Source organism: Loktanella fryxellensis (assembly GCF_900110065.1).
Classification (GTDB): Bacteria; Pseudomonadota; Alphaproteobacteria; order Rhodobacterales; family Rhodobacteraceae; genus Loktanella; species Loktanella fryxellensis.
This window is the reverse complement of record NZ_FOCI01000001.1, coordinates 251,326-273,875: the sequence shown is the minus strand read 5'-3', so window position 1 is coordinate 273,875 and position 22,550 is coordinate 251,326. Positions and strand designations below refer to the sequence as shown.

Sequence of the window (22,550 nt, the reverse complement as noted above, 5' to 3'; positions counted from 1 at the left end):
GCAGATCCCGGCCCGCCTGCCAAGGTGCGCGGCCGGGAACGGTTGACGGGCCGGGGGGCCGGGGGGCACAACGGCACCAACAAGAACAGGGGCAGAGCATGCGCACATCCAGCCGCGGGGACGTCGATCCCTTTATCGTGATGGACGTGATGGAGGCCGCCCGCGCCGCCGAGGACGCGGGACGGTCGATCATCCACATGGAGGTGGGCCAGCCCGGCACAGGCGCGCCGCAGGGCGCGCTAACCGCGCTGACCGCCGATCTGGCACAACCTTTGGGCTATACCGTCGGGCTGGGCCTGCCCGCCCTGCGGGCCCGCATCGCACAGCATTACGGTGAAGTGCACGACGTGGACCTGGATCCCGCGCGGGTCGTGGTGACGGCGGGCGCGTCTGGGGCCTTCGTGCTGGCGTTCTCGGCGCTCTTCGACAACGACGCCCGCGTGGGGTTGGGGCTGCCCTGCTATCCCAGCTATCGCCAGATCCTGAAGGCGATGGGACTGCGCCCCGTCGAGATTGCGACGACCGCGCAGGGCCGCTATCAGCCGCAACCCGACGACGTGGCGACCAACGATCTGGCCGGTCTGATCGTGGCATCGCCCGCCAATCCCACCGGGACAATGCTGAACGCGCCCGAACTGGACGCGCTGGCGCAGGCCTGTGCGGCGCGCGACGTGGCCCTGATCTCGGACGAGATCTATCACGGCATCTCCTATGGCACCCGCGCCGTCAGCGCGCTGGAGGTGACGCAGGACTGCTACGTCATCAACAGCTTTTCCAAGTATTTCAGCATGACCGGCTGGCGCGTGGGCTGGATGGTCGTCCCCGCCGATCACGTCCGACAGGTGGAACGGCTGGCGCAGAACCTGTTCATCTGCGCGCCCCACGCCAGTCAGCGTCTGGCGCTGCACGCGATGGACTGCCGTCCGGAACTGGACGCGAACCTCGCCGTCTATCAGGCGAACCGCACGCTGCTGCTGGACGGTCTGGCACAGGCGGGGTTCACCACGATGGCCCCACCGGACGGGGCGTTCTACATCTATGCCGACGTGTCGGCCCACACGGACGACAGCCGCGCCTTTGCCGCCGACATCCTCGCACGCGCAGGGGTGGCGGTGACGCCGGGCCTCGACTTCGACCCGGTGGACGGCCACCGCTGGCTGCGCCTGTCCTATGCGGGCGCGACCTCCGACATGGTCGAAGGCTTGGCGCGCCTGCGCCGCTACATGGCGGCGCGCGGATGATCCGCGCCGCACTGGCACTTTGGCTGCTGCTGGCGGGCCCGCTGGCGGCGCAGGGCTTTGCGGGACTTGCGCGGATCGACCCTGCGGCCAGCGGCATCGCGGATGCGGGAGAAGGGGTCAGTGTCGATCTGGCACTGTCGCAGCCCGTCCCCTACCGCCTCTTCACCCTCATTGATCCGATGCGGCTGGTGATCGAGTTCCGAGAGGTCGATTTCACCGGCCTGATCGCCGCCGACCTGCTGCGGACCGGGCGCATCACCGATCTGACCTTTGCCACGCCGCGCCCCGGCTGGTCGCGGCTGGAGGCGACGCTGGCGGATTCGCTGGCGGTGACGCAGGCGGGGCTGGCGGTGGACGAGGGGACGGGCACGGCGCGGCTGACGCTGCAACTGAACCCAGTCGCGCCTGACCGTTTCGCCGCTCTTGCGGGTGCGCCGGACGATCCGGTGCGGCCAGACCCCACGCTGAGTGCACCTGTGCCGCGCGATGGACCACTGGTGATCGCCATCGACCCCGGTCACGGCGGTGTCGATCCCGGTGCTTTGCGCGGCGACGTGGTCGAAGCGGACCTGATGCTGCGCCTGTCCATCGAGCTGGCCGAGGCGATCAACCGCAGCGGCACCTTGCGGGCCGTCCTGACGCGCGAGGCGGACGTGTTTGTCTCGCTCGAGGATCGCATGACCATCGCGCGGGCGGCGGGGGCGGGGGCGCTGATCTCGCTCCACGCCGATGCCCTCGACGACACGGTGACGCGCGGTGCCTCTGCCTATACCCTGAACGCGGAAGGGGTCGACCGCGCCGCACAGCGCATGGCCGAACGGCACGAACGCGGCGACCTGCTGACCGGCCTCGACCTGACCGGGCAGGACGACCGTGTGGCAAGCGTGCTGATGGGCATGGCGCGGGCTGACACGGCCCCGGCGTCGGCCCGGCTGGCCGACGCGGTGATCGACGGGTTGCGCAGCACGAATGCGGCGGTCAACAGCCGTCCCCGGCGCGAAGGGCGGCTGGCGGTGCTGAACGCCGCCGACTTCCCGTCCATCCTGCTGGAGGTGGGGTTTCTGTCCAACGCCACCGACCGCACCACCCTGTCCACTGCGGACGGCCGCGCACCCATCGTGGCGGGTCTGACGACTGCGCTGCAGGACTGGGCCGCGACAGAAGCGGCCCTTGCGGGACTGAAACGCCAGTAGCTGTCGCAACCGTGACCGGGTGCCGCGACACGGTGCGTCAGATCTGCGCATCAGCTTTTGACGAAAGGGGGGGTGCGCCCTATAAGCGGCCCAATTCCCGGACCGAAGGCTCTGCCCATGCTGCGTTTCATCATGTCATTCTTTGGCGGCATCTTCTCGATGCTGTGCCTTGGCCTTGCGATGCTGGGGCTGACGCTGGGTGCCGTGTTTTACATGTACGGGCGCGATCTGCCGACCTACGACACATTGGCGCAATACACGCCCAAGACGATCAGCCGCATCTATTCGGGCGAAGGGCAGATCATCGACGAATTCGCCGTGGAGCGCCGCCTGTTCACCCCGGCCGAGGATATTCCCGATCTGGTGAAGCAGGCCTTCATTTCAGCTGAGGACAAGAACTTCTACACTCACGGCGGTTTCGACGCGGGCGGCATCGCGTCCGCCGTCTATGACGCCGTGCGCACCCGTGGCGAGGAGGTGCGCGGTGCATCCACGATCACGCAGCAGGTGATGAAGAACTTCCTGCTCGACGGCAGCCGCAGCGTGGAACGCAAGATCAAGGAAATCATCCTTGCCACCCGGATCGAGGGCGCGATGCCCAAGGAAAAGATCCTCGAACTTTACCTGAACGAGATCTTTCTGGGCAAGAACAGCTACGGCGTCACCGCGGCGTCGCTGACCTATTTCAACAAGGCGCTGCCCGATCTGACGGTCGAGGAGGCCGCCTATCTGGCGGTCCTGCCCAAGGCGCCGTCGGATTACGACCCTGTCCGTCAGTACGACCGGTCCGTGGCGCGCCGCAACTATGTCCTGCGCGAGATGTTCCAGAACGGCTATCTGGACGAGGCGGCCTACGACGTTGCAATCGCCACCCCGCTGCGCACCGTGCAGTCCGGCGACTACGACAGCTTCCGCAGCGAACTGCCGCCCCGCGACTATTTCACCGACGAGATTCGCCGCCAGTTGTCACAGAACTTCGGCGAGGATGAATTCTTCTCGGGCGGTCTGGCGATCCGCGCCACTGTGGACGCGAACCTGCAGGTCGAGGCGGCCCATGCCCTGCAGCGGGCGTTGGAAACCTACGACCGTGGCCTCGGTCAGTGGCGCGGAACCGGCAAGGCCATCGACGCAGGCACCCTGGACAACGAAGCCGCGTGGCGCGCGGCGCTGGGTGCCGCCGAGGTGCCCCGCGACATCACGCTGGAAAACCCGTGGCACCCCGCCGTGGTGCTGGAGGTCGGCGAATCCCAGATGCGCGTCGGCATCGAGAACGTGCAGGAGACGGATGCCGAGCCCTTCGTCGTGCCGCGCGACGACATCGCGTGGATGGCTGGCAGCTTTGCCGACAACTTCGCCCCGGGCGACGTGGTGCTGGTGCGTCGCATGACCGACGACGACAGCGGCGCGTTCCTGCGCTGGACCCTGCGGCAGGTGCCGCAGGTGCAGGGCGCGTTCATGGCGATGGACGTGAACACCGGCCGCGTGCTGGCGATGCAGGGCGGCTTCTCCTATCAGGCGTCGGTGTTCAACCGCGCCACGCAGGCGATGCGCCAGCCCGGATCGTCGTTCAAACCCTTCGTCTTTGCGGCCGCCCTCGACAGCGGCTATTCCCCCGCCACCATCGTCGTCGATGCGCCGATCGAGATCGAGACGCCGCAGGGCATCTGGCGGCCGCAGAACTATTCCAACAAGTTCTATGGCCCCACACCGCTGCGCACGGGCATCGAACAGTCGCGCAACCTGATGACCGTCCGTCTGGCACAGGAGGTCGGCATCGACACGGTGGCCGACTATGCCGAACGCTTCGGCGTCTACGACCGGATGAACCGGGTGCTGGCGACCTCGCTTGGCTCGGACGAGACGACGCTGTTCAAGATGGTCGCCGCCTATGCCATGTTCGCCAACGGCGGCGAGCGGGTGGAACCGACGCTGGTGGACCGGGTGCAGGACCGCTACGGCAACACCGTCTATCGCCACGACCAGCGCGTCTGCGAGGATTGCAGTCTGCCCAGCCTGCCCAGCGGCGAGGCGCCCACCATCACGTCGAACCGCCAGCGCGTGATGAACGAGATCACGGCCTATCAGCTGACCTCGATGATGGAAGGCGTGGTGATCCGCGGCACCGCCGAGAATGCGATCAACCTGCCCGTGCCGATCGCCGGCAAGACCGGCACCACCAACGACGAAAAGGACGCGTGGTTCGTCGGCTTCTCCTCCAACATCGTGGCGGGTTGCTACATCGGCTTTGACAACCCGCAGCCCATGGGCCGCAGCGCGTCCGGCGGCGGCATCTGCGCGCCGGTGTTCAATGCCTTCATGTCCAAGGCCATCGAGACCTATGGTGGCGGTGCGTTCAAGGTGCCTGCGGACTGCCAGTTCATCAACATCGACCGCTTCACCGGTGCACGCCTGCCCGACGGTGCCGGCGGCGAGAACGTGATCGCCGAATGCTTCCGTCCGGGCGAAGAGCCGATCTTCGGCATCACCTTCGACGGTGGATTCGCGATGGCCGCCGACCTGCCGCTGGTGGACGAGGTGCCGCGTCAGGCGGTGCAGGTCCAAACCTCGACCGGGGGCACGGCCACGGTCGGACCCAAGGCGAGCTTTGGTGCGCTGTCGTCGGGCGGCCTCTACTGAGGGCGACCCGGGCCAGCGCCGGCGGCCAGCCCGCCGCCGACGCCAGCACCCGGGATCATCGCGGTGCCGGTCTCGCCCGTGATCAGACCCGCGACCATGCCGATCACGGCATCCGCGCCGATCGCCGCTCCGAACATGGCACGCCTCCGGCCTGCGGCCTCTGCCCGGCGATCTTGCAGCCGGGGCAGGGGCGGTCTATCTGGACATCGATACCCTAGACCGCCCCAGCCAGAACGGAATTGCCATGCGCGCCGAGACCCAGACCACCATCGAGGCTGTCCGCAAGTCTCTGTCCCTGCTGGCGCAGCGGCTGGACTATGCCACGGCGCCGCACCGGCTGGAGGAGTTCAACGCCCGCGTCGAGGACCCGACCCTGTGGAACGATCCCGCTCATGCGCAGAAGCTGATGCGCGAACGGCAGGTGCTGGTCGATGCGATGGCGAGCTATGAAGGCATCCGTCAGGATCTGGCCGACAACGTCGAACTGATCGAGATGGGTGAGACCGAAGGCGACGCCGAGATCGTCGCCGACGCCGAGGCGGCATTGACCGCGCTGAAGGCGCGCGCCGCCGAGAAGGAGCTGGAAGCGCTGTTGAACGGCGAGGCGGACGGCAACGACACCTTCCTGGAGATCAACGCAGGGGCTGGCGGCACCGAGTCCTGCGACTGGGCCAACATGCTGGCACGCATGTATGTCCGCTGGGCCGAGAAGAAGGGCTACAAGGTCGAGTTGCAGTCCGAGAGCGCGGGCGAAGAGGTCGGCATCAAGTCGGCGTCCTACAAGATCACCGGCCCCAACGCCTACGGCTGGCTGAAATCCGAGTCCGGCGTGCACCGCCTCGTGCGGATCAGCCCCTACGATTCGGCGGCCAAGCGGCACACGTCGTTCAGCTCGGTCTGGGTCTATCCGGTGGTGGACGACAACATCGAGATCGACGTGCAGGACAAGGACATTCGCATCGACACCTACCGGTCGTCCGGTGCCGGTGGCCAGCACGTGAACACCACCGACTCCGCCGTGCGGATCACCCACTTCCCGACCGGCATCGTGGTCACGAGTTCAGAAAAATCGCAGCACCAGAACCGCGACATCTGCATGAAGGCGCTGAAGTCGCGCCTGTATCAGATGGAGCTGGACCGCCGGAACGCCGCCATCAACGAGGCGCACGACAACAAGGGTGACGCGGGCTGGGGCAACCAGATCCGCTCCTACGTCCTGCAACCCTATCAGATGGTGAAGGATCTGCGCACCCGGCACGAGACGTCCGACACCTCCGGTGTGCTGGACGGCGATCTGGATGCGTTCATGGCGGCCACGCTGGCGATGGACGTGAGCGGCAAGAGCCGGGCCGAAGCCAACCTGGAGGATTGAGGCCCGTCAGGGTCGCCTAATCCCCAGCGCCGCAGCGATGGCCGCCACGGCGGCCAGTCCAGCAGCCACCCACGCCACGAGGGCGAAGGCGTCGCCCATTGCCAGCACATGTGCCGTGCCTGCTGCGCGTTCACCGAACGTCGCGGTGCCGCCCGCCCGCGTATAGGCGATGGTCGCAAGCGAGCTCATCGCGGCGACGGCGATCAGGCCGCCGATGCGGCTGATGGCATTGTTCACGCCCGATGCGATACCGGCCTGTCCGTCGCCCGCCGCGACCATCACGGCGGTGGACAAAGGCGCCACCACCATGCTCATGCCGAAGCCGACGATGGACATGGCCGGCAGTACGCCCAGCCAGAAGTTCTGCGACGATCCCACGACCAGTGCCAGCACGACGTAACCCAGCGTGACGACCGCAGCCCCCACGGCGACGACCGGGCCGGAGCCGCGCCGGTCGGCCAACCGGCCGAAACGTGTGGACAGCAGCGCGATGAATCCCGACAGGGGCGCAAAGGCGAAGATGGTCTGGAACTCGCTCATGCCCCAACCGGCGACGGTCAGCATGGGCAGAAAGAACAGGATCGCCGACATCCCGAAATACAACAGGAACGTCGCGAGGTTGGCGGCCGAAAACGTGGCACTGGCGAACAGGCGCAGCGGCATCATCGCATGCGGCGTGCGCCATTCGTGCAGCAGGAACAGTGTCAGCACCACGACGCCACCCACGCCCGTGGCCAGCGTGATGCGCAGATCGTTGGACGCCGCTTCCAGATGCGTCAGCATCCACGCCAGCAGGCCCAGCCCGGTGACACCCAGCAGCGCCCCCACCACGTCGATGGGATCGCCGTGACGGCGGGTGTCGTGGCTGACGGCGCGGCGGATCATCACCAGCGCGATCAGCCCCAGCGGCAGGTTGATGCCGAAGATCCACCGCCACGCCTCGGCGTCGCCCGACGACAGCAGCAGACCGCCCACGATGGGACCTGCCGCCGTGGTCAGGCCGGATGCGGCGGCCCAGATCCCGATGGCGCGGCCCCGGATCTCGGGTGGATAGGCGCGCGATATCATGGCCAGCGCGCCGGGGATCATCAGTGCCGCACCGGCGCCCTGCGCAAGGCGTGCCACGATGAGCAGATCAGGCGTGGGGGCCAGCGCGCAGGCCAGCGAGGTCAGCAGGAACAGCGTCACGCCAAGGCTGAATATCTTGGCCAGACCGAACCGGTCGCCGAATGCGCCACCGGTCAGGATCAGCGCCGACAGCGTGACCATATAGGCGTTGTTGATCCACGCCGCCTGATCGAGGCTAGCGCCGAGCGACGCGCGGATGGCGGGGATGGCGATGCTGACCACGGTGCCGTCGATGAACCCCATCGAGGAGGCGAGCACGGCCGCCACCAGCACCAGCGGGCGCTGCCGGTCCGTGCAGAACGCCTGCACGCAAACGGGCCGCGTCCCATCGGACGGGGCCCGTTGACTGGGTTGCGGCTCGTGCAACCTTAGCTCTTGGGTGTCTCGGTGCCGGGGGTCACGCCGCTGCTGGTCGGCATCTTGGCGCGACCGCCGGATGCGGACAACGGATCGTCCTGACGCTGCACGGAGCCTTCGAAGTGGGCGCCCGATTCGATGGCGATCGTCTTGTGGATGATGTCGCCTTCGACGCGCGCGGTCGAGGTCAGGCGCACCTTCAGGCCACGCACGCGACCGATGATGCGACCGTGGATCACCACGTCGTCGGCCATCACCTCGCCCTTGACGGTGGCGCCTTCGCCGATGGTCAGCAGGTGGGCGCGGATGTCGCCGTCGACCTGGCCTTCGATCTGGATGTCGCCCGTCGTCTTCATGTTGCCCGTCACCAGCAGGTCGGCGGACAGGATCGACGCAGGCGGCTTGGCTTTGGGCGTCGTCGGCTTGTAGTCGCCGCCCGTCACGGGGGTAGACATGGGGGCGGGCGCCTGTGTCGGTTCGGTGGCCTTGGGGCCGGGTTCGTTGATCTTGGATTTAGAAAACATCTTGTCCCGCCTGTATGTAAATCATCGGATTGACAGCTTTTCCACCGACCCGGACTTCATAGTGCAGGTGCGGTCCGGTCGAGCGTCCGGAGTTTCCCGTATCACCGATATGGTCGCCGCGCGATACCCTATCGCCCACATTCACGTTGAGAGCGTTGAGGTGACCGTAGCGCGTTTCGATCCCGAACTCGTGCTGGATCTTGATCAGGCGGCCATAGCTGGACAGCCAGCCGGAGTAGATGACCACGCCGTCGGCAGGTGCATAGACCGGTGTGCCGATGGGGGCGGAGAAGTCGGTACCTTCGTGCATGCGGCCCCAGCGCGATCCGAACCCCGAGGAGAAGCGGAAGTTGGCCTTGATCGGCATGTCGAAGGGTGCTGCATCGGCGGCGATCCGGTACAGGTTGATCTCGTCCAGCTTGTTCAGGATGCCGTTGGCGCGGGCCGTGTCCGGGTCGGGTCCGCCCCCCATCGAGGAGAACGACAGCGGCGTCAGCGGCCCGCCGGTGCCGGAATAGCCGCGGCGCACCTGGCTGACCATGTTGTCGGGGTCCATGCCCGCGTCGCGGAACATCTTTTCCAGCGGTTCGACCGACACGGTGATCGCATCTTCGAGCTGGCGGAAGATGTCGTCGTTGCGGTCTTGGATCTGGCGCAGTTCGTTTTCGGTTTCCGTCGCATGGTCCAGCGCGAATTGCGCGTCCTGTGCGATCTGGTCGCGTTCCGCCGCAGTTTCGGCCAGGGCCGTCGCCAGCAGGTCGACGGTGCCGTCCTGCACGGCACTCTGCCCGGCGGGCATGGCGCCGTCGTCGGCGTCGGTGGTCAATGCGGCCAGTTCGGTTTCCGCGATCTTGCGGTCCTGCATGGTGTCGCGCAGCGTCGCCTGCACGACCTCAAGGCCCGTCTCCAGCTCGCGGCGCTGATCCTCGGTGGTCAGCAGGTTCGTCTGCATGGTCGAAATCTGTGCCAGCGCGGCGCTGAAGCGGTTCTGGGCTGCGATCGCCTCGGCGGCGCGGGCGTCGCGTTCCGCTGACAGGGCGTTCAGGCGGGCCTCGTAGATCATCTGGTCGCGTTGCGCCTGTGCGCGGAAGTTCCCGGCACCGATGCTGTCCATCATCAGGATTGCGCTGGAGATGATGGTCCAGCCGACGACGGCGGTGGCGGCGGTCCACCCGAGCAGCTGATGCGACGGCCGCAGGCGGATAAAGCGGGTTTCCATGTCGGAGCGGATGAAGAGGCGCTTTTCGGGGAATCGTTTTTCAAGGCGCGTGTGTATGGCCAGCGTCAGTCGTGATGTCACAGATGGTGCCCCTGATGTCCGTCCCGGTTGCGTTTGGCAGGGTCCCACACCCTTTTGTCTCGCCGCACGCTTGCTGTCGTCTAGCCAGCCTGACGCAGCGGTGCAACGATTTTGAAAAATTGTGGAGATATCGACGGGGTTTGGGCGGGATCATGCCGAGGTCGGTCTGCTGATTCCACACGGCGGGGGCACCTGATCCCCTGCGACCGGCCAACCGTTGGCATACACGCGCCACACCGGATGCTGCGCCCAGATCGCTGGCACATCGGCGGCGCGCAATGAAAACAAGGGCTGTTGCCATGCCGCCGGATCGGGACGGCACCCGCCGTAGCGGGCTGTCCCATCGGTCAGGCGGCACCGCGCCCGGTCACGCGTGCCGACCGCCGTTCAACGGGCCTTCGCCGCGGCCCGCCTGCATCCGTTTGCAACGGCAGGCGAATCGGACACCTGCCCGCATGACTGCACGAAAGTGGGTGCCGCGCCGCCGCATGCATGCTGACGGTGCCTCAGCGGCGGCGGGCCCGGTTTCGTCCCCCGCCGCACGGCTGACATGCCGCGGCCGCGCGTCAGCCTGCGCGGACGGCCTCCAGCACCTCGGCCACGTGGCCCGGCACCTTGACCTTGCGCCAGATGCGCTGGATCCGGCCATCGGGTCCGATCAGCACGGTCGTCCGCTCGATCCCGTGGTACGTCTTGCCGTACATCTGCTTTTCACCCCAGACGCCATAGCGTTCGCACACGTCGCCCTCCGCATCCGACAACAGGGCGATGCCCAGCGTGTGCTTGGCGGTGAACTTGTCGTGCTTGGCGACGGTATCCTTGGACACGCCCAGAACGACTGCGCCTGCCGCGTCGAAGTCGGCGGCGGCGGCGGTGAAATCCAGCGCCTCGATCGTGCAGCCGGGGGTGTCGTCCTTGGGATAGAAGTAGAGCACGACCTTGCGACCCGCATGATCGCCAAGGCTGACGGTGCCGCCGCCATCGCGGGGCAGGGCAAAGTCGGGGGCGGCATCGCCGGGCTGCAGGGTGGGGGCGGCGTCTGACGGCATGGTGATCCTCCGGTCTGGGGGTGTGGCTGAAACAGCGGTTTCGTTCGTGCCCGCAACAGGTCATGATCGCATCCGACAGGCAAGGGCCGTGCATGACCGAGACTGACCCAGCGCCTGCCGCACGGCCCGCCCGCACCCGCCGCCGCAGGGGCGCGCCAAGGGGTCCCACGTGGCAGGTGGCGCGCGTGTTGGCGGCTCTGCTCAGCATGCCGCTGATCTTTGCGCTGATCGTCCTCGTCGCCCTGTTCGACCGCGACATCACCGCCCCGGGCTGGATGACGCGCGAGGTCGCCAGCCGCGCCAGCGCCATGCTGGGTGGCGGTCGGGTCAGTTTTGGCGAAATCACGCTGCGGATCGGGGCAGACCTGCACCCGCGCATCAGGCTGTCCGACACGCTGCTGCGCGACGCGGATGGTGCGCCGCTGGCCCGCGTGGCGGAGGTGGATGCGACGATCAGTCCGCGCGGCCTGCTGTTCGACCAGTCGGCCCTTGTGCAGGAGGTCGCATTGCGTGGCAGCGCCATCGCGCTGACGCGGGACGTGCAGGGGCGGATCAGGCTGGCCTTCGATCTGCCGGAGACCGGCGGCGGCGCGCTGCTGGCCGAGGGGCTGGGCGGTCTGGTGGCGCAGTTGAACGGGTTGCGCGACCGCACTGCCCTGTCCGCGCTGGAGAGGGTATCGCTGGCGGGGCTGGACCTGACGTTTCGCGACGACCTCGCAGGGCGGGTCTGGACCACCGGCGACGGGGCGTTCACGCTTGCCCTGACGCGGGCTGCGGTGACGGCAGAGGCGCAGTTGCGCGTCATGGGCGACGACGGGGCGACGCGGCTGGGTCTGTCGCTGACGACGGACCGCGCCACTCAGGCGGCGCAATTGCGGGTGCGCGTGAACGATGCGCCGGCGCGCGATCTGGCCAGCCAGTCGGCGGCACTTTGGTTTCTGGACGCTCTCGACGCGCCGCTGTCGGCGACGCTGGCCACGGGTCTGGATGCGGATGGCCGGCTGGGTCCTCTGGATGTGACCCTGCAGATCGGCGCGGGGGCGGTGCAGCCGCAGGCGGGCACGCCGCCGCTGCCGTTCGACGCTGTGGATGCGGCCCTGCGCTATGACCCCGTGGGGCAGCGGCTGACGTTCCGGCGCGTGGCGATCCGCGCGCCCGCCGGGGGTGTGGTAGCGCAGGGTCAGGCCATTGCGCAGGATTTCGTGCGAGGTTTGCCGACCGCGCTGGTCGGGCAGTTCCGGCTGACCGATGTGGCGCTGTCGCCCGGCGACCTCTATCCGGAACCGCTGACGCTGGAACAGGCGGACATCGACCTGCGGTTGACGCTGGATCCGTTCCGTCTGGACGTGGGGCAGGTGACGTTGACCGACCCGGCGCTGCGTCTGGCGGCCAAGGGGCATCTGACCGCCACGCCGGACGGCTGGGATGCGGGCGTGGATCTGACCAGTCCCGCGCTGACCCCCGCCGGTTTGCTGCGCCTGTGGCCGGAACGGCTGCGGCCGGGCACGCGGGCATGGTTCGCCAACAACCTGCTGGCCGGCGATCTGAGCGCCGTGACGGCGGGCTGGCGGCTGCGCCCCGGTCAGCCCGCCCGCATCGCCGCGGGCTTCGCCTATGAGGCGGCGACGGTGCGGTATCTGCGCAACCTGCCCCTCATCACCGATGGCGCGGGTTATGCCACGCTGGCCGACGGCGCCTTCGCGCTGCGTCTGGACGCGGGGCAGGTGATCGCCCCGCAGGGCGGGGCGCTGGACGTGGCGGGGTCGGTGCTGCAGATCCCCGACGTGACGATGCGCAATGCGCCGCTGGAACTGGATCTGGCGACCACGGGCAGTATCACGGCCACCCTGTCGCTGCTGGATCAGCCGCCCTTCGGCTATCTCCGCCGCGCGAACCTGCCCGTGACGCTGGCGGACGGACGCGCGGCGGTCAGTGCGCGCGTCGTGCTGCCGCTGAAACAGCGAATGACGCCGGACGACGTGGACTTTTCCGCCACCGCGCAGCTGACCCGCCTGCGGTCCGAGACGCTGGTGGCGGGCCGCACGCTGGCGGGTAGCGATCTGGCGGTGACCGTGGACCGCGAAGGGCTGTCGGTCGGCGGCGATGCCACGCTGGACGGCGTGCCGGTCACCGGCACCTTCACCCAGGGGTTCCGCCCCGGTGCGGCCCCGCCGCAGGTCACGGGCCGCGTCGCCCTGACGCCAGAGGCGCTGGACACGTTCGGCATCGCCCTGCCACCCGGCACCGTGTCGGGGGCGGGCGGCGGCGATCTGACCGTGACCCTGCCGCGCGGTGCGCCGCCCACATTTTCGCTGACCAGCGATCTGGGCGGGCTTGGCCTGTCCGTGCCCGCCATCGGCTATGCCAAGGGGCGGGGGGCCACCGGCGCGCTGGAGGTGTCGGGCAGCCTTGGCCCGCGCCCGGTCGTGGACCGGCTGCGCCTGCGCGCGCCGGGACTGGCGGCCAGCGGTCGCGTCGATCTGGCAGCGGGTGGCGGGCTGGCGGCCGCGACGTTCGACAGCGTGACCGTGGGCGACTGGTTCGCGGGGCCGGTGACCTTGCAGGGGCGCGGGCCGGGGCAGGGCGTGGGGGTAATCGTGCGCGGCGGCACCTTCGATCTGAGCCGTGCCGATCTGGGCGGGGCCGGGGGCGGTGGCGGCGCGGGCATCCCGATCAGCGTGCAGCTGGACGAGTTGCGCATCGCAGGCGATCTGCGCCTGACCCAGTTCAAGGGGGCGTTCGATACCACCGGCGGCTTCGCAGGCGATTTTCAGGGCCTGTTCAATGGGGCCGCACCGGTGCGCGGCGCGGTGTCGCCCGTGAATGGCCGCAGCGCCGTGCGCGTGGTGGCCGACGATGCGGGCGCGGTCCTGCGGGCCGGAAACTTTCTGCCCGGTGCCACCGGCGGTACGCTGGACCTGACCCTGAGGCCCGCGCCTGACGCGGGCAGCTTCGACGGGACGGTGGCGGTGCGGCAGTTGCGGGTGCGCGACGTGCCGGCCATCGCGGCGCTGCTGGATGCGATCAGCGTGATCGGGTTGTTGCAACAGCTGGACGGGCAGGGGTTGGCGTTCGACACGGTGGACGCGCAGTTCCGCCTGACGCCGGACCGGATCGTGGTGACGCAGGCGAGCGCCGTGGGGCCGGGCCTTGGCATTTCGGTGGATGGCCTCTACACGCTGGCCAGCCGGACGTTCGACCTGCAGGGGGTCGTGTCGCCGTTCTACTTCGTGAACGCGATCGGCAGCGTCCTGACCCGCCCCGGCGAGGGGCTGATCGGGATCAACTTCACCCTGGGCGGCACGCCAGCCGCACCGCAGGTCGGGGTCAACCCCTTCTCGGTCCTGACGCCGGGCCTGTTCCGGGATATCTTCCGCCGCCCGCCGCCGGTGTTGGCCAACTGAACCACGACGAGGCTGCCATGAAGCTGTCCGATTTCGACTTCGACCTGCCGGATGGCCTGATCGCCACCCGCCCCGCACGGCCCCGCACCGCCGCACGGCTGCTGGTGGCGACGCCCGACACGCTGACGGATGCCACTGTCGCCGATCTGGGTCTGTGGCTGCGCCCGGGCGACCGGCTGGTGCTGAACGACACCAAGGTGATCCCCGCGCGCCTTGACGGTGTGCGCCACCGCAGCGGCGAGGCGGGCGACACCGTGGCCCGGATCGAGGTCACGCTGCTGGAACCGACACCGGCGGGTCACTGGATGGCGCTGGTCAAGCCGTTGAAGAAGGTCCGCGACGGCGAGGAGATCGTGTTCGGCGATGCCTTGAGCGCGCGGGTCGTGGGGCGTGCGGACGGGCAGGCGGAGCTGGCGTTCGATCTGACCGGGGATGCGTTCGATGCGGCCCTCGCGCAGGTGGGTGCGATGCCGCTGCCACCCTACATCGCCGCACTCCGGCCTGCCGACGATGCGGACCGCGACGATTACCAGACCGCGTGGGCTCGGACGCCGGGGGCGGTCGCGGCACCCACCGCGTCGTTGCACTTCGACGCGGACCTGCTGGCCGCGCTGGCCGGCAGCGGTGTGACCTTCACCCACGTCACGCTGCATGTCGGCGCGGGCACCTTCCTGCCGGTCAAGGTCGATGATGTCACGCAGCACAAGATGCACAGCGAATGGGGGCAGGTCACGCCGCAGGCGGCCGCCGAGATTGCGGCGACCAAGGCCGCCGGTGGCCGCATCATCCCCGTCGGCACCACCGCCCTGCGCCTGATCGAGACGGCGGCGCGCTCTGGCACCATCGCCGCGTGGGAAGGGCCGACCGACATCTTCATCACGCCGGGATTCCGGTTCCGCGTGGCGGACGCGCTGATGACGAACTTCCATCTGCCGAAGTCGACGCTGATGATGCTCGTCTCGGCGCTGATGGGGCAGGACCGCATCCGCGCCGTCTATGACCACGCCATCGCGGAACGGTATCGCTTCTTCTCCTACGGCGACGCCTCCCTTCTGCTGCCGCACCGCGACGCGTCATGAGGCAGGTGCTGGGCGGCAGCTGGGCGCTGTTCCTTGGCATGTTCATGCTGATGATCGGCAACGGCCTGCAGGGCACCCTGCTGGGCCTGCGCGGAGAGCTGGAAGGATTCTCGACGCTGGAGCTGTCCATCGTCATGTCGGGCTATTTCGCAGGCTTCCTGTTCGCGTCCAAGATGGCGCCCGAGATGATCCGCCGCGTCGGGCACGTCCGTGTCTTCGCGGCGCTGGGGTCCACGATCTCGGCCGTGCTGATCATGTATCCGGTGCTGACCGATCCCATCGCATGGACGCTGGGCCGCGTGGTGATCGGGTTCTGCTTCTGCGGGGTCTACATCACCGCGGAAAGCTGGCTGAACGACGCATCCAGCAACGAGACGCGGGGGCAGGCGCTGTCGATCTACATGATCGTGCAGATGGCGGGCATCGTCACCGCGCAGTGGATCATCACGCGCGGCGACGTGGGCGGCTTCGTGCTGTTCATCGTGCCGTCGATCCTCGTGTCGATGGCCTTCGCGCCGATCCTGCTGTCGATCAAGCCGGTGCCCGCGTTCGGACGCATCCAGCCGATGAAAGTGACGCGGCTGATCCGCACGTCGCCGCTGGCGGCCGTCGGCATGTTCCTGCTGGGCGGCGTTTTTTCCGCGCAGTTCGGGATGTCGGCGGTCTACGGCGCGCGGGCGGGGTTCAGCGTCGGGCAAATCTCGCTGTTCGTGTCGGCGATCTACATGGCGGCACTGGTGGCGCAGTTTCCCATCGGCTGGGTATCGGACCGGCTTGACCGGCGTATCGTCATCATCATCGTCGCACTGGTGGGCGGGGCGGGCAGCATCGTGGCGGGGCTGTTCCCGGCGTCCTATGGGTTGGCGCTGCTGTCGGGGGCCATCGTGGGCGGCACGTCGAACCCGCTTTATGCGCTGCTGATCGCCTATACCAACGATTATCTGGAGAAGGAGGACATGGCGGCGGCGTCTGGGGCGCTGCTGTTCGTCAACGGCGTGGGTGCCATTCTGGGGCCGATCACGCTGGGTTACATGCTGGATGGCATGGGGCCGCGCGGCTATTGGGTGTTCATCGCCGTGCTGATGCTGGCGGTGGCCGTCTATGGCATCTGGCGCATGACGCGGCGCAGCCGGGCCGATATCGCATCCGACCAGACCAGCTTTGCCAGCCTGCCGCTGACGACGACGGGCGTCGCCGCGCGCATGGCCCAGGACGTGGTGCAGGACGTGGTGCAGGGCGTGGCGCAGGAGGGTCCGGGGACGGGACCGGACGGCAGCGGTCCGACCGCCGGGACACGCCGCGACACGGACCCGCCGAAGGGCACCGATTAGCCTTGTCAGGAGTGATTCGCTCTGCTTTTCTGCGCCAGATCAATGTCGGCAGGGGAGAGGGCGCAACATGCAGACCGCGGAGGACGTACTGGGATACTGGCTCGACGAGGTGAATGAGGCGGACTGGTATCGTCAGGACGACGCCATCGACGCCACGATCCGCGAGCGGTTCCTGTCCACCTGGCAGCGTGCCGCCGACGGTCATCTGGGCCTGTGGCTGACCTGCCCGAGCGAGACGCTGGCCTATATCATCCTGACCGACCAGTTTCCGCGCAACATGTTCCGCGCCAGCGGCGAGGCGTTCTCGACCGATGCGCTGGCGCTGGCGGCGGCCAAGATGGCGATCGACCGGGACTGGGACCTGCGGATCGATGCGCCGGGGCGGCAGTTCTTCTACCTGCCGCTGATGCATTCGGAGAACCTCGCCGATCAGGACCGCGCCGTGCGGCTGTTCCACACGCGGATGCCCGATGCGGGGGCCGCCAATCTGGACCACGCACGCGCGCACCGGGCGATCATCCGCAGCTTTGGCCGTTTCCCCTATCGCAACGATGCCCTCGACCGGCCGACGACCGCGGCAGAGGCGTCGTTCCTGCGCGACGGCGGTTATGGTGCGATGCTGCGGCAGGTGATGGCGGCGAACGCCTGAACCGACGCACCCGGGGGGCGGGGTCTTTCCAGCACGCGGGAGATGGTTTAGCATTGAACCAGTTTCCAACGACCAGCGCAGGATAGACCCATGGCCGCACAGAACTTCGACGTGATCGTGATCGGTGCCGGTCCCGGCGGCTATGTCGCGGCGATCCGCGCCGCCCAGTTGGGCCAGAAGGTCGTGATCGTGGAACGCGAGAACCTCGGCGGGATCTGCCTGAACTGGGGCTGCATCCCGACCAAGGCGCTGCTGCGGTCGTCCGAAGTGTTTCACCTGATGCACCGCGCGAAGGAGTTCGGTCTGTCGGTCGAAAAGCCGTCCTTCGATCTGGCCGCCGTCATCAAGCGCTCGCGCGGGGTGGCCAACCAGCTGTCCAGCGGCATCGGCCACCTGATGAAGAAGAACAAGATCACAACGATCATGGGCACCGCCCGGATCACCGCCAAGGGGCAGGTGAGCGTCAAGACCGCCAAGGACACGCAGGAGTTGACGGCCAAGAACATCATCCTTGCCACCGGTGCCCGCGCCCGCAACCTGCCGGGCCTCGAATCGGACGGCGATCTGGTCTGGGCGTATCGTGATGCGCTGGTCGCCAAACGGATGCCAAAGGATCTGCTGGTCATCGGGTCCGGTGCCATCGGTATCGAATTCGCCAGCTTCTTCAACACAATGGGTGCCAAGACCACCGTGGTCGAGGTGATGGACCGCATCCTGCCCGTCGAGGATGCGGAGGTGTCGGCCTTTGCCCGCAAGCAGTTCGTCAAGCAGGGCATGACGATCATGGAAAAGGCCGTGGTCAAGCAGCTGGACCGCGACCCCAAGGCCGGCCGCGTCACCGCCCATATCGAGGTGGCTGGCCGCGTCGAGAAGCACGTCTTCGACACGGTCATCAGCGCGGTCGGCATCGTCGGCAACGTGGAGGATCTGGGGCTAGAAGAGCTGGGCGTGAAGATCGACCGCACCCATGTCGTCACCGACGAATACTGCCGCACGGGTGCCGACGGGGTCTACGCCATCGGCGACATCGCGGGCGCACCGTGGCTGGCGCACAAGGCGAGCCACGAAGGTGTCATGGTCGCGGAACTGATCGCGGGCCTGCATCCGCATCCCGTGAAACCCGAAAGCATCGCCGGCTGCACCTATTGCACGCCGCAGATCGCGTCCGTCGGCTACACCGAGGCGAAGGCCAAGGAGCTGGGCTATGACGTGAAGGTCGGCAAGTTCCCGTTCATCGGCAACGGCAAGGCCATCGCGCTGGGAGAGGCGGAAGGCTTCGTCAAGACCGTGTTCGATGCGGCGACTGGAGAGCTGCTGGGCGCGCACATGGTGGGCGCAGAAGTGACCGAACTGATTCAGGGCTATGTCATCGGCCGTCAGCTGGAGACGACGGAAGAGGATTTGATGAACACGGTCTTCCCGCACCCAACCCTGTCGGAAATGATGCACGAAAGCGTTCTCGACGCCTATGGCCGCGTCGTCCACATGTAATTGGGTGGCATCTGCCCGGCCTGGCGTGCCGCCGTCCTATGGGGCGACCGGCGGTTCCCGGTCGAGCGAGACGGTGCCCATTAGGGCGGCCGTCAGCCACTTGCCCCTGATGATCGCGAATTGTCCGGTATCCACCCGCCAGATCCCGTCGACGGCGTGCAGCCCCAGCAGGATCGGAAACGGCGGCAGGATAACTTGGGCATCCGACAGGATGTGCCCTTCGCCACAGGCGCTGATCCGGGTGCTGCCGATCAATGCCGCATCGCTGCAGCGCTGGACGATGGTCGTGACCGCGAAATTCGTCAGCACCAGTCGGATGTCGTCGAACATGCGGCGCAGTTCCTCCAGCCCCGAGATCACGCGCTGATCGTCGAAGGTCTGGATCACGACGGGCATCGAAAAGCATGACGCGAACTGCACCGCATCGTCATTCAGAAGTGCGGTCGACATCCGGTCGATGATCGACTGCACGATCTCGCGGTATGGGAACAGAGAATTCTGGTCGAGGTCGGTCATGGGAACACTTCGATCGGAAACAGACTTCATGATTAACGACAACCTGCACGGACGCGCTGCAGATGCATGCAAGAAAGGCATCTGCTACGAAAATCAGTCTTGTCTGATCAGGTGCGGTCAATTTTGCCAAGCATGGCACGTAAGCCCGGCTGCGCAAAACCTTTTCTGACCTCTGACCGGCGGAAGAGTCGGTCGGATCGGTTGGATGACGAGGGTGTATCCTGCCCGTGTCACCGGGTAAATTGACGCATGTTCACACTTCGTTCAGTATCGCCACTGGCAGACCTGCGGCACATCGCTATGTCTAACACCGACACGTCCGAGGGGGCACCATGGCCGAGCTGAAGAACATCGAGGTGCGCGGTGCGCGCGAACACAACCTCAAGAACATCGACGTGGACATTCCGCGCGACCAGCTGGTCGTCATCACCGGGCTGTCCGGGTCCGGCAAGTCGAGCCTCGCCTTCGACACGATCTATGCGGAAGGGCAGCGGCGCTACGTCGAAAGCCTGAGCGCCTATGCGCGTCAGTTCCTCGACATGATGGAAAAGCCCGATGTGGACCACATCAGCGGCCTGTCGCCCGCCATTTCGATCGAGCAGAAGACCACATCGAAGAACCCCCGGTCCACCGTCGGTACGATCACGGAAATCTACGACTACCTGCGCCTGTTGTTCGCCCGCGCGGGCACGCCCTATTCCCCCGCTACGGGACTTCCGATCGAGGCGCAGCAGGTGCAGGACATGGTCGACCGCGTCATGGCGATGCCGGAAGGGACGCGGGGCTATCTGCTCGCGCCCATCATCCGCGACCGCAAGGGTGAATACCGCAAGGAATTCCTCGACCTGCGCAAGCAGGGGTTCCAGCGGGTCAAGGTCGACGGCGAGTTCTATGAACTCGATACACCACCTGTGCTGGACAAGAAGTTCCGCCACGACATCGACGTGGTGGTGGACCGGATCGTCGTACGCGAGGGGCTGGAGACGCGCCTCGCCGACAGCTTCCGCACCGCGCTCGATCTGGCGGATGGAATCACGATTCTCGAATTGGCGGTCTCCACCCCCGAGGATGGCAGCGACGTGCCGGAGCCGGAGCGGATCACGTTTTCCGAGAAGTTTGCCTGCCCGGTCTCTGGCTTCACCATTCCCGAAATCGAACCGCGCCTGTTTTCCTTCAACGCCCCCGTCGGTGCCTGCCCATCCTGCGACGGGTTGGGGGTGGAACTATTCTTCGACGAACAGCTCGTGGTGCCGGACGTGACGCTGAAGATTGCCGACGGTGCGCTGGCGCCGTGGCGCAAGGGCAAATCACCGTATTTCCTGCAGACGATCGAGGCGATCGCCAAGCATTACGGCTTTCCCAAGAACGCCCGCTGGAAGGACCTCGACCCGAAGTTCCAGGAGGTTTTCCTGCGCGGCTCTGGCACCGAGGAAATCAAGTTCCGCTACGACGAAGGCGGCCGCGTCTATACCGTGTCGCGCCCGTTCGAGGGCGTGATTCCCAACATGGAACGCCGCTTCCGCGAGACGGACAGCGCGTGGGTCCGCGAAGAGTTCGAGCAGTATCAGAACAACCGTCCCTGCGGCACCTGTGGCGGCTATCGCCTGCGGCCAGAGGCGCTGGCGATCAAGATCGGCCCTGTGAACGGCCTCGCCAGCGAACGCCTGCACGTCGGCCAGATCGTGCAGATGAGCATCGCCGAAGCCTATGACTGGTGCCTTGCGGTGCCGGACCAGTTGAGCAAGCAGAAGAACGAGATCGCGAAGGCCATCCTCAAGGAAATCCGCGAACGTCTGGGGTTCCTGAACAACGTGGGCCTGAATTACCTTACTATGGCGCGCAATGCGGGCACCCTGTCGGGGGGCGAGTCCCAGCGGATCAGGCTCGCCAGCCAGATCGGGTCGGGCCTGACAGGCGTGCTCTATGTACTGGACGAACCCAGCATCGGCCTGCACCAGCGCGACAACGACCGCCTGCTCACGACGCTGAAAAATCTGCGCGATCAGGGCAATACGGTCATCGTCGTGGAACACGACGAAGAGGCGATCCGTGAGGCCGACTACGTCTTCGACATCGGCCCCGGTGCGGGCATCCACGGCGGTCAGGTCGTGGCCAAGGGTACCCCGGCCGAGATCATGGCCGACCCGAATTCCATCACCGGCATGTACCTGACCGGCAAGCGCGAGATCGCGGTTCCCGTCACCCGCCGCAAGGGCAACGGCAAGAAGCTGACCGTGGTGAAGGCCACGGGCAACAACCTGCACGAGGTCACGGCGGATTTCCCGCTGGGCCAGTTCGTCTGCGTCACCGGCGTGTCTGGCGGCGGCAAATCCACACTGACCATCGAGACGTTGTTCAAGAACGCGGCGATGAAGCTGAACGGCGCGCGGCAGGCGCCTGCGCCCTGCGAGACGATCAAGGGGTTCGAGCATCTCGACAAGGTCATCGATATCGACCAGCGCGCCATTGGGCGCACGCCCCGGTCGAACCCCGCGACCTATACCGGTGCCTTCACACCGATCCGCGACTGGTTCGCAGGCTTGCCAGAGGCGAAGACCCGCGGTTACAAGCCCGGCCGCTTTTCGTTCAACGTCAAGGGCGGGCGGTGCGAGGCGTGTCAGGGCGACGGCGTCATCAAGATCGAGATGCACTTCCTGCCGGACGTCTATGTGACGTGCGAAACCTGCAAGGGCGCGCGTTACAACCGCGAAACGCTGGAGGTGAAGTTCAAGAACAAGAGTATCGCCGACGTGCTCGATATGACGGTCGAGGATGCGCAGGCCTTCTTCACCGCCGTCCCGTCGATCCGCACCAAGATGGACGCGCTGGTGCGCGTCGGTCTGGGTTACATCAAGGTCGGCCAGCAGGCCACGACCCTGTCGGGTGGCGAGGCGCAGCGCGTGAAACTGTCCAAGGAACTGGCGCGCCAGTCTACGGGCCGCACGCTCTACATCCTCGACGAACCCACGACGGGCCTGCATTTCGAGGATGTGCGCAAACTGCTTGAGGTGCTGCACGAGCTGGTGGATCAAGGCAACTCGGTGGTCGTGATCGAACACAACCTCGACGTCATCAAGACTGCCGACCACCTGATCGACATCGGACCCGAAGGCGGCGACGGCGGTGGTCGCATCGTGGCCGAAGGCACGCCGGAGCAGGTGGCCGAGGTCGAGGCGAGCCACACTGGCCGCTACCTGAAACCGATGCTGAAACCCAAACGCAATGTGGCCGCCGAATAGCGGCCAGTCCCTTCTTCTGGTCGAAAATATCCCGGGGGGC

16 protein-coding genes are annotated in these 22,550 nt (G+C 67.0%); 10 read left to right on the top strand and 6 right to left on the bottom strand.

The annotated features are described in order from the left end of the window. Positions 1–98: 98 nt before the first annotated feature. The 3 genes from BMX16_RS01305 (at position 99) to BMX16_RS01295 (ending at position 5,071) form a co-directional block, all read left to right on the top strand. Positions 99–1,241, top strand: a complete 1,143-nt coding sequence (locus BMX16_RS01305; RefSeq protein WP_089897881.1) for a pyridoxal phosphate-dependent aminotransferase — start codon at positions 99–101, stop codon at positions 1,239–1,241. Then, the gene (locus tag BMX16_RS01300) at positions 1,238–2,434 is read left to right on the top strand and encodes an N-acetylmuramoyl-L-alanine amidase (RefSeq protein ID WP_089897879.1); all 1,197 of its coding nucleotides are present in this window, start codon (positions 1,238–1,240) and stop codon (positions 2,432–2,434) included. Before BMX16_RS01305 ends, BMX16_RS01300 begins: the two co-directional genes overlap by 4 nt. A gap of 117 nt (positions 2,435–2,551) precedes the next feature. Further along, the gene (locus BMX16_RS01295; RefSeq protein WP_089897877.1) at positions 2,552–5,071 is read left to right on the top strand and encodes a penicillin-binding protein 1A; all 2,520 of its coding nucleotides are present in this window, start codon (positions 2,552–2,554) and stop codon (positions 5,069–5,071) included. On the opposite strand, the gene BMX16_RS17500 is transcribed toward BMX16_RS01295, so the two are convergent. Continuing rightward, positions 5,065–5,208, bottom strand: coding sequence for a hypothetical protein (locus tag BMX16_RS17500; protein WP_177174537.1), 144 nt, complete (start codon positions 5,206–5,208; stop codon positions 5,065–5,067). The two genes, BMX16_RS01295 and BMX16_RS17500, sit on opposite strands and share 7 nt — an antisense overlap. A gap of 107 nt (positions 5,209–5,315) precedes the next feature. Here BMX16_RS17500 and prfB point away from each other — a divergent pair, with 107 nt between their 5' ends. After that, the gene (prfB, locus tag BMX16_RS01290; RefSeq protein WP_089897875.1) at positions 5,316–6,443 is read left to right on the top strand and encodes a peptide chain release factor 2; all 1,128 of its coding nucleotides are present in this window, start codon (positions 5,316–5,318) and stop codon (positions 6,441–6,443) included. Positions 6,444–6,449: 6 nt separating this feature from the next. On the opposite strand, the gene BMX16_RS01285 is transcribed toward prfB, so the two are convergent. From BMX16_RS01285 to bcp, 4 genes are all read right to left on the bottom strand, one after another. Next, a complete protein-coding gene (locus BMX16_RS01285) occupies positions 6,450–7,880 on the bottom strand; it encodes an MFS transporter (protein WP_245731201.1) in 1,431 nt (476 codons plus the stop codon). A 59-nt stretch (positions 7,881–7,939) separates the two neighbouring features. After that, a complete protein-coding gene (locus BMX16_RS01280) occupies positions 7,940–8,452 on the bottom strand; it encodes a bactofilin family protein (protein ID WP_089897873.1) in 513 nt (170 codons plus the stop codon). Then, the gene (locus BMX16_RS01275) at positions 8,442–9,752 is read right to left on the bottom strand and encodes a M23 family metallopeptidase (protein ID WP_245731200.1); all 1,311 of its coding nucleotides are present in this window, start codon (positions 9,750–9,752) and stop codon (positions 8,442–8,444) included. The genes BMX16_RS01280 and BMX16_RS01275 overlap by 11 nt, the downstream gene beginning before the upstream one ends. A 566-nt stretch (positions 9,753–10,318) precedes the next feature. Further along, positions 10,319–10,801, bottom strand: coding sequence for a thioredoxin-dependent thiol peroxidase (gene bcp / locus BMX16_RS01270; RefSeq protein ID WP_089897869.1), 483 nt, complete (start codon positions 10,799–10,801; stop codon positions 10,319–10,321). A 92-nt stretch (positions 10,802–10,893) separates the two neighbouring features. On the opposite strand from bcp, the gene BMX16_RS01265 reads away from it, so the two are divergent. From BMX16_RS01265 to lpdA, 5 genes are all read left to right on the top strand, one after another. Further along, the gene (locus BMX16_RS01265) at positions 10,894–14,205 is read left to right on the top strand and encodes a YhdP family protein (protein ID WP_177174536.1); all 3,312 of its coding nucleotides are present in this window, start codon (positions 10,894–10,896) and stop codon (positions 14,203–14,205) included. Between the two features lie 17 nt (positions 14,206–14,222). Then, positions 14,223–15,284, top strand: a complete 1,062-nt coding sequence (gene queA / locus BMX16_RS01260) for a tRNA preQ1(34) S-adenosylmethionine ribosyltransferase-isomerase QueA (protein WP_089897864.1) — start codon at positions 14,223–14,225, stop codon at positions 15,282–15,284. Continuing rightward, the gene (locus BMX16_RS01255) at positions 15,281–16,615 is read left to right on the top strand and encodes an MFS transporter (protein WP_089897862.1); all 1,335 of its coding nucleotides are present in this window, start codon (positions 15,281–15,283) and stop codon (positions 16,613–16,615) included. Before queA ends, BMX16_RS01255 begins: the two co-directional genes overlap by 4 nt. 67 nt (positions 16,616–16,682) lie before the next feature. Beyond that, positions 16,683–17,264, top strand: coding sequence for a DUF924 family protein (locus BMX16_RS01250; RefSeq protein WP_089897860.1), 582 nt, complete (start codon positions 16,683–16,685; stop codon positions 17,262–17,264). A gap of 90 nt (positions 17,265–17,354) precedes the next feature. Beyond that, the gene (gene lpdA, locus BMX16_RS01245; protein ID WP_089897858.1) at positions 17,355–18,755 is read left to right on the top strand and encodes a dihydrolipoyl dehydrogenase; all 1,401 of its coding nucleotides are present in this window, start codon (positions 17,355–17,357) and stop codon (positions 18,753–18,755) included. 36 nt (positions 18,756–18,791) lie between these two features. On the opposite strand, the gene BMX16_RS01240 is transcribed toward lpdA, so the two are convergent. Further along, on the bottom strand, positions 18,792–19,271 hold the full coding sequence (locus BMX16_RS01240) for a hypothetical protein (RefSeq protein ID WP_089897856.1): 480 nt from the start codon (positions 19,269–19,271) through the stop codon (positions 18,792–18,794). Between the two features lie 332 nt (positions 19,272–19,603). On the opposite strand from BMX16_RS01240, the gene uvrA reads away from it, so the two are divergent. Continuing rightward, positions 19,604–22,510, top strand: coding sequence for an excinuclease ABC subunit UvrA (uvrA, locus tag BMX16_RS01235; RefSeq protein ID WP_089897854.1), 2,907 nt, complete (start codon positions 19,604–19,606; stop codon positions 22,508–22,510). The last annotated feature ends 40 nt before the right edge of the window (positions 22,511–22,550 follow it).